At 56.2% G+C, this 448-nt stretch carries 1 protein-coding gene; it reads left to right on the forward strand.

Annotation, left to right across the window (positions count from 1 at the left end; genetic code table 11):
• Positions 1-332, forward strand: a 332-nt coding sequence (locus RM704_RS45770; RefSeq protein WP_498076455.1) for a DUF455 family protein, incomplete at its 5' end; no start/stop codon positions are given.
• Positions 333-448 lie beyond the last annotated feature (116 nt).

Consider the following 448-nt stretch of genomic DNA (forward strand, 5'->3'; position numbering starts at 1 on the left):
TGTTGGAGGCGCGCGGACTGGACGTTACGCCGGGGATACGCGCGAAGGTGGAGCAGCGCGGCGATTCGGCAACCTGCGGCGTGTTGGACATCATTTACCGCGACGAAGTGGGACACGTCGCCATCGGCAACCGGTGGTATCAACACCTCTGCCGCGAACGCGGTTTGGAACCTGTCGCCCTGTTCCGCAGTCTGATTGCCCGTTACGATATGTTTATCTTCCGCGGCTATGTGAACATCGAAGCGCGGGAAAAAGCGGGCTTCAGCCGCTTCGAATTGGATATGTTGGAAGATTTCGAGCAGGGTTTGAAACAAAATAAACATGCCGTCTGAAACCTTTCGTCCCGCACTTTATAAAAAAGGAAAACACATGATACAAGCCGTATTGTTCGACCTCGACGGCACGCTCGCCGACACCGCCCTAGACCTCGGCGGCGCACTCAACACCC

The organism is Streptomyces gottesmaniae, from assembly GCF_031845845.1.
Taxonomy (GTDB): Bacteria; Actinomycetota; Actinomycetes; order Streptomycetales; family Streptomycetaceae; genus Streptomyces; species Streptomyces akebiae.